We start from the raw sequence: 6,827 nt of genomic DNA on the forward strand, positions 1-6,827 counted from the left end.
TTAGGCGTAGGAACCTCGATCTTCTCAAACTCGAAGCGCACCTGTCGTCGTATCAGCTACCGGACACCGCCACTACCTGCGGATTCGGGTCTGAACGCGCCGGGTCAGGCCGCCGTGGAGGTCATTGCCCTTCAGCCCGGGCCCGGCGAGGTCGGAGTGACGAAGGATTTTCCGCTGGGCAGGTGGGTGCACCAGCAGAGGAAGGCACTGCGGGCCGGAGAACTGGAGGAGCGGCGCAAAACCCTCCTCGACGAAGCCGGAATGGTGTGGGAGCCCGGGGACGAGGCATGGGAGAACAAGCTCGCCGCGCTGCATTCATACCACCGGGCCACCGGGCACCTGGCGCCCCGTCAGGACGCCGTCTGGGGCGAGGGCGAGGCGATGGTTCCGATCGGGCAGCACATGGCCAACCTCCGCCGCAAGAACGGCTCGGCAATGACCAGGAGCGGGCCGAGACGCGGACCGCGCAGCTCACGGAAATCGATCCGGACTGGAACTGCCCCTGGCCGCTCGACTGGCAACGGCATCACCGCGTCCTCGCCGACCTGGTCGACACCGACGGGGTGTTGCCCGACATCCAGCCCGGCGTCCTCTACGAAGGCGACGACCTCGGCAAGCGGCTTCAGCAGCAGAAGCAGCCGGGCACCTGAGCGCAGCTCACCACCGAGCAACAGGAACGACTCACCGCACTCGGCATCCAACCCGCAGAGCGGCCCACTGCAGCCCCAGCCAAGAAGAGCACGGCTGCCCGTCCGGGCAAGGTGTCGGCGGCGTTCACGCGGGGCGTTGCGGCCCTCGCGCAGTACGTCGCACGTGAAGGCGGGGCCCTGACCCCATCTCCACGCGCTGAGAAACCTTAGGTATGCGGTGAGGGTCCGACCGGCGTATCCCGGTCGGACCCTCACCACTGCTTTGATGGCGGCTCGCGCCTGCCCCTCGGTCAGACGGCTGCAGGGGCGCCGAGCATCGCGGAAGCCTGTTGGAACGGGCTGAGAACCCGTGTGGGCGCGGCGGGCTGGGGAGGGCCGGGGCAGGTGAAGCCGAGCTGGGTCATGGCTCGGAGGACTTCGCCTGCGCTGAAGTCGCGGCGGTCCTGGCGTGTGACGACCTGGCCGACTTGTTTGACGGGGTAGGTGCGTCGGCCGATGATCACGGAGTCGCCGGAAGCCTGCTCGGGCTTGATGCCCTTCATGGATTCCAGGACGCCGCTCTTGGTGAGGTCGAACGGGAAGCGGGCGATGACACAGCGCATGATGCCTCACAAGGAGAGAACGAAGGGGGATGGTTCTGCCGCGGTGAGGCGGTTCAGCTGGCAAGAGCGAGGACGCCCAGAGCGCTGCCTTGTTCGTCGACCGCAGGCAGGGCATCGACCTGGCGGTAGCGCATCGCGTGCTCGGCTTCGGCCATGGTGGTCACGGGAAAGGTGAACGGCCCGCGGTTGCCGAGGATGTCGCGCAGCTGGACCCGGTCCGTGTACGCGGAGCTGTCGCGAACTGCGGCGAGCTGGGCCTGGGTGACCAGTCCGGTGCACAGGCCGTCGTTGTCGCAGACGAGCAGGTGCCCGGTGCGGGCGCTTGCCATGACGGACAGGGCGACCTCGACGGTCATGTCGTCACAGACCTGCGGTCCGCCTGTGTCCATGGCGTCGGCCGCCGTCCTGTGCACGGGGGTGGCATTCGCCGGGCGGGGCTGCATCTGAACCAGCGTCAAAACGTGCCTCCTGCAGAGATGGGTCAGTTTCCTGATCACGTAGGTTCTAGGCCGCCGCGTCGAAGGAGGACTGATGCGCGGTCACGCGCCGGGCGGCCGAAGCGGGGCTGCGTCGGCCGCGCGAGGCCGCGCTGCGCTTACGGCGCTCGGCCACCGGTGCGGTGATTGTCACGGGGATGCCGGAGGGGGTCTGGGCGCCGGTGATCCGGCGGAGTGCCTCCTCGCCGGAGCGGACCTGGGTGGTCTGAGGGACGATGCCGGCGGCGGTCATGAGGCGGGTCATGTCGCGGCGCTGGTGGGGGGTGACCAGGGTGACGACGCTGCCGGACTCGCCGGCCCGCGCGGTGCGGCCGCCGCGGTGGAGGTAGTCCTTGTGGTCGGTCGGCGGGTCGACGTTGACGACGAGGTCGAGGTTGTCGACGTGGATGCCGCGCGCCGCGACGTTCGTCGCCACGAGGACGGTGACGTGCCCGGTCTTGAACTGGGCCAGGGTCCGGGTGCGCTGCGGCTGCGACTTCCCGCCGTGCAGGGCGGCGGCCCGCACCCCGCTGTCCAGCAGGTCCTTGGTCAGCCGGTCGACGGCGTGCTTGGTGTCCAGAAACATGATCACCCTGCCTTCGCGGGCCGCGATCTCGGTGGTCGTCCGGTGCTTGTCGGCGCCGTGGACGTGCAGCACGTGGTGCTCCATCGTGGTGACCGCGCCTGCGGACGGGTCGACGGAGTGGACGACCGGGTCGGTGAGGTATCGGCGGACCAGGCGGTCGACGTTGCGGTCGAGGGTGGCGGAGAACAGCATCCGCTGGCCCTCGGGGCGGACCTGGTCCAGGAGCGCGGTGACCTGGGGCATGAAGCCCATGTCGGCCATCTGATCGGCCTCGTCCAAGACGGTGATCGCGACCTGGTTCAGTCGGCAGTCGCCGCGGTCGATGAGGTCCTTGAGGCGGCCCGGCGTCGCGACGACGACCTCGGCGCCGGACCGCAGCACATTGGCCTGCCTGCCGATCGACATCCCGCCGACGACGGTGGCCAGGCGCAGCTTCACCGAGCGGGCGTAGGGGGTGAGCGCGTCGGTCACCTGCTGCGCCAGCTCACGTGTCGGCACGAGGATCAGGGCCAGCGGCTGGCGGGGCTCGGCGCGCTGTCCGGCGGTGCGGGCCAGCAGGGCCAGACCGAAGGCGAGGGTCTTGCCGGAGCCGGTGCGCCCGCGACCGAGGACGTCGCGGCCCGCGAGGGTGTTGGGCAGGGTCGCACCCTGGATCGGGAACGGGACGCTCACGCCTTGCGCGGTCAGCGCGGCCAGCAGCCGCTCGGGCAGGTCGAGGTCGGCGAACGCCTCGACCGCGGGCAGCGCGGGAGTGATCGTCTTCGGCAGGGCGAACTCGCCCTGGACCGCTGCGGGCCGCCGGCCGTGGCCGCCCGAGCGGCCCGGACCGCCGGAACGGGTCGGGGCGGGCGAGCCGAAGCGGGCGCCCCGCCTCGAACCGGCACCGGAGCCAGAAGCGGTGCCGTCGGCACGGCGGGGACGGGAGGAACGGTCATTCGTACGTGTGGGGTTCATCGAGAACCTTCCTTGATACGGCACGTATCAAGGAATTCCCGCAGCGGAAGAGCAGCGCAGGGAATCACAAGAACGGGCCGAATGGAATGCGAAAGTAGATCTGGCCTGCGTGAATCCGATGCGGGTGCAGGCAAGGAAATAGGTGACGTCACGCGGACGTGAAATCCAGAACGCCGACGGGTGCACCTTTGAAGAGGCCCGCATCCCTGGAGAAATGCCTGCGGGCGGTGGTTGTCCCACAGGTGAAACCTCTGCGGGAAATGCCCGCAGCTGGGGCCCGCACCCCGAGGGATACGGGCCCCAGCTACGAAGTGCGCGTCAGCGTCAGACGGGAACGATGTTCTCGGCCGTCGGGCCCTTCTGGCCGGGCGCGATGTCGAAGGTGACCTTCTGGCCTTCGAGCAGTTCACGGAAGCCCGGGGTGGCGATGTTCGAGAAGTGGGCGAACACGTCAGCGCCGCCACCGTCCTGCTCGATGAAGCCGAAACCCTTGGCTGCGTTGAACCACTTCACGGTGCCAGACGCCATGTCATATCTCCCTTGGGGCAGTACGCCGGGACCCGCAATGCACGGATACCGGGTCGCCGCGATGATGCCCCGCCCGGAGAATGACCGGAAATATAAAAACGCTTCCCGCGGCTGCAAATACCGGCGAAGACGCTTGAAGTTTTGGGAACCAAGACTTCAACTGAGATCGACAGTAGCATGCGGTAGTAGCCTGTGTACGTTAAATAATTCCGCTCTGTTCGTTGCGGTAAAAACACTCCCCGCATGGCGCGTTAAACCCTCACCTCGCGGCCATAGATATTGATCCACCCGTAGCGGAGCATTTCAGGAGGAGCGGTCGCTGTTCACGGCTCGGAGGTCACAACTACTCCAGTGGCACCGTCACGCCCGACGTCGGCCCCATCGGCCCGTACGCCGGTCTCGACACAGATCAGGGCCCTGGCTCCTGCGGCACAGCACCGCACAACGCCCACACTGCGCAGCGGCCCGCGCGCAGTCGGACCTCACGCGGCAGGCCCCGGTCAGTCGGCCGGGGCCTGCATGAGCAAGCAATCTCAGCGCCCACCACTCTGTTGATCCCAGGTGGGCTACTGCTCTGCACCCTGTTCCCATATTGTGCGCTGATATCGGACCCGTCACAGACCGGTGCCTTCGTCGCAGCTGTCGAGGAGCGAGCGATGAGCAGGTCGGCGCCGACCGCAGGCAGCGGGGTGTTCGACGCGGTAGTGATCGGGCTCGGCTCGATGATCGGCGCGGACATCTTCGCCGCGCTCGCCTCAGCCGTTAGGGCCGGGGCACCCCCGGCCGTCCGGGTCGCCGGCCGGTGACATTTGTCGCACGACCCCAGCGAAGCCGCAGAGCGATGCCGTTGCCCGGCACCTCAGGTGCCTGCGCATCCTCGTCCCTCCGAAACGATCGCGCACGGGCCCGCCGGCTGACTCGGCCTCAGCGGAATTACGACTGCCGACCGGCTGGTCCACGAGAACGTCATCCGGGGCATGTCCCGGCCACTCCGAGGATTGGCGGCGTCGTGTATGCACCCGTCAGCGTGCAACGTGTGTGACGAGCGGCGCGAGCCAGAACGTTGTCGCGGTCAGTAGGTGGCCAGGGAGATGGCGATGTAGTGCGCGGTGAAGGCTGCCACGGTCAGCGCGTGGAACACCTCGTGGAAGCCGAACCAGCGGGGTGAGGGGTCGGGGCGCTGGAGGGCGTAGACGACCGCGCCCGCGCTGTAGAGGAGACCGCCGGCCACGATCAGGGTGAGTACGGCCGCTCCGCCGGTGTGCAGGAAGTCGGGTAGATAGCGCACCGGCGCCCACCCCAGGGCCAGGTAGCACGGGGTGTACAACCAGCGCGGAGCTCCGACCCACAGGACCCGGAACGCGATGCCGGCCAACGCGCCCGCCCACACGATCCACAGCAGCACGGACCTCTGGCCCGGCGGCAGGAGAAGCACCGCCAGGGGAGTGCAGGTGCCGGCGATGATCAGGAAGATGTTGGCGTGGTCGAGACGTCGCAGAAGAGCCTCGCCGAGCGGCCCCCAGGTGCCGCGGTGGTACACGGCGCTCGTTGCGAACAGTAGCCAGGCGGTGACCGAGTACACGACGCAGGCCCAGGCCGCCTGCGGGGTGCCAGCCAGGCAGATGAGTACGATCCCTGCGATCAGCGCGGCGGGGACCATTCCGGCATGGAGCCAGCCACGCAACCTCGGCTTGATCGGTTCTACCAGGTCGGCCGCCTGCTCCACCGGAGCGGCAAACGAGTGACCATTTTCTGCTGCACCGTCACCTTGTGGTCCGCGGGGCAGCCCGACTTCGCGGTGTTCTCCACACTCTGAGGCGACGTGGACACATTCGACCTCAGCGGCGTCGCGGGACATGGCTTCCCGTCCTCCCCCGGACTCCTGGGCGTCACTGGCAATCATGCGCTCATGTTAGGAGACCTCACAGGACGGCCGGGCGTGGGCTCTCTCGCCGCCGGGTGGACTTCGGCCCCTTGGTCCCGCCGCCAATTGGTCCGCCCGAAGCCGAGTAGATCGGCTGGTCGTGGGAACGATCCGGGCTTCCGAACGGGCATCTCCGCTCGCCTACCCGCAAGGATCGTCGATGCTTCCTGAGGTCCGCCCCCACGTGTCCGCCCCCCTCGCAGACCAGTTGGAACACCATCTGGGTTTGGCTTCAGACCTCGAAGCCAGCCATCTCGATGTGGAGCGCGTTGCCGGCATCGCGGTCGTCGCAGCTGCCCACTCCGGTGGCTACGCGGCCATCGGCCATCTCCTCGGGCTGCTGGCCGCGCTCCCTGCTCCCACCGAGGCAGGAGAACGCTTCTGGTCGGACCTGTGGAGGTCCTCGGGCACCGCCTACCTGCTACCCGCCAACATCAAGGCTGAGGTGGCGCAATCCCTGGCAGGCGAAGGAACCGCCCTGGCCCGACAGATCCTCTCGGCTGTCGATGAGATGACCCCGCCCCAACGCGTCGCAGCCGGGGAGGTGATCGGTCAAGCCCTCGCCGAGTCCGACCATCTTCCCGACCTCAAGACACAGGTCATCGGAGAACTGTGGCTCCGCGATCTCGAACTCACCGCCTGGCGCGTCCTGCACGCCGACCGCAGGTCGGACGATCCCGCTGGACGGAAAGCCTTCCTCGAAGCCTGGACGAGCGTCTGAACGTCTGCTCCTCCAACTGCACGAAGACGCACGGGGCATGCGGCGCCCGAGCCGCCACGCGGCGCGCAGCCCCGGCCTCGTATCCCTGCTCATCCGGCCCGGTGCTCCTGTCGCTTCCGAGTAACACCCCGGTCGCCGACGACCTGCGCGCCGGCGACCAGGACCGCAGCGTCGTCGCTTCCGGCGCAACGGCATGCGTACGGTAAGGCGAACGAGCCCGGGACAACGCTTGAAGCGACCGAGTTCAGGAACTCTCGGCCGAGGTCGCGCCATGCCCAGATGCACCTCGAGAGTCGTCCTTGACCTTCATCGACAGCGGCCAGTAGTGCGGCGGCGTCCAGAAGAAGATGACGGCGAAGAGGATGACCGCGGCCCAGGACATCGAA

Annotated in this window: 7 protein-coding genes and 2 pseudogenes; 3 read left to right on the top strand and 6 right to left on the bottom strand. The window is 68.1% G+C overall.

Features of this window, described 5'->3' with window-relative positions; translation table 11 throughout:
• Positions 1-147 precede the first annotated feature (147 nt).
• A pseudogene (locus ACWD6R_RS39260) lies at positions 148-845 on the top strand (helicase associated domain-containing protein); the annotation flags it as partial.
• Positions 846-940: 95 nt separating this feature from the next.
• Here ACWD6R_RS39260 and ACWD6R_RS39265 read toward each other — a convergent pair.
• The 4 genes from ACWD6R_RS39265 to ACWD6R_RS39280 all read right to left on the bottom strand — a co-directional run bounded on the left by ACWD6R_RS39265 (position 941) and on the right by ACWD6R_RS39280 (position 3,796).
• Complete coding sequence (locus ACWD6R_RS39265; protein WP_451823140.1) at positions 941-1,252, bottom strand: SCO5918 family protein; 312 nt, start codon at positions 1,250-1,252, stop codon at positions 941-943.
• Between the two features lie 53 nt (positions 1,253-1,305).
• A complete protein-coding gene (locus ACWD6R_RS39270; protein ID WP_451823141.1) occupies positions 1,306-1,710 on the bottom strand; it encodes a CBS domain-containing protein in 405 nt (134 codons plus the stop codon).
• Between the two features lie 46 nt (positions 1,711-1,756).
• A complete protein-coding gene (locus ACWD6R_RS39275) occupies positions 1,757-3,268 on the bottom strand; it encodes a DEAD/DEAH box helicase (RefSeq protein WP_451823142.1) in 1,512 nt (503 codons plus the stop codon).
• A 324-nt stretch (positions 3,269-3,592) separates the two neighbouring features.
• Positions 3,593-3,796, bottom strand: a complete 204-nt coding sequence (locus tag ACWD6R_RS39280) for a cold-shock protein (RefSeq protein ID WP_451823143.1) — start codon at positions 3,794-3,796, stop codon at positions 3,593-3,595.
• Positions 3,797-4,452: 656 nt separating this feature from the next.
• On the opposite strand from ACWD6R_RS39280, the gene ACWD6R_RS39285 reads away from it, so the two are divergent.
• Entirely contained in the window at positions 4,453-4,602 is a 150-nt protein-coding gene (locus ACWD6R_RS39285) for a hypothetical protein (RefSeq protein ID WP_451823144.1), read from the top strand.
• Between the two features lie 266 nt (positions 4,603-4,868).
• Here the strand turns inward: ACWD6R_RS39285 and trhA are convergent, their stop codons facing one another.
• Positions 4,869-5,522: a PAQR family membrane homeostasis protein TrhA gene (gene trhA / locus ACWD6R_RS39290; RefSeq protein WP_451823145.1), complete on the bottom strand. Its 654-nt coding sequence runs from the start codon at positions 5,520-5,522 to the stop codon at positions 4,869-4,871.
• A 358-nt stretch (positions 5,523-5,880) separates the two neighbouring features.
• Here trhA and ACWD6R_RS39295 point away from each other — a divergent pair, with 358 nt between their 5' ends.
• On the top strand, positions 5,881-6,441 hold the full coding sequence (locus tag ACWD6R_RS39295) for a hypothetical protein (RefSeq protein ID WP_451823146.1): 561 nt from the start codon (positions 5,881-5,883) through the stop codon (positions 6,439-6,441).
• Between the two features lie 292 nt (positions 6,442-6,733).
• On the opposite strand, the pseudogene ACWD6R_RS39300 reads toward ACWD6R_RS39295, so the two are convergent.
• Positions 6,734-6,827: pseudogene (locus ACWD6R_RS39300) on the bottom strand (heme o synthase); the annotation flags it as partial.

This window comes from Streptomyces sp. NPDC005151, from assembly GCF_053599875.1.

Bases quoted from the DNA above. Each gene is read 5' to 3' on its own strand.
- ACWD6R_RS39275 (WP_451823142.1), bottom strand. From the start codon at position 3,268: ATGAACCCCACACGTACGAATGACCGTTCCTCCCGTCCCCGCCGTGCC.
- ACWD6R_RS39295 (WP_451823146.1), top strand. From the start codon at position 5,881: ATGCTTCCTGAGGTCCGCCCCCACGTGTCCGCCCCCCTCGCAGACCAG.
- ACWD6R_RS39280 (WP_451823143.1), bottom strand. From the start codon at position 3,796: ATGGCGTCTGGCACCGTGAAGTGGTTCAACGCAGCCAAGGGTTTCGGC.
- ACWD6R_RS39265 (WP_451823140.1), bottom strand. From the start codon at position 1,252: ATGCGCTGTGTCATCGCCCGCTTCCCGTTCGACCTCACCAAGAGCGGC.
- ACWD6R_RS39285 (WP_451823144.1), top strand. From the start codon at position 4,453: ATGAGCAGGTCGGCGCCGACCGCAGGCAGCGGGGTGTTCGACGCGGTA.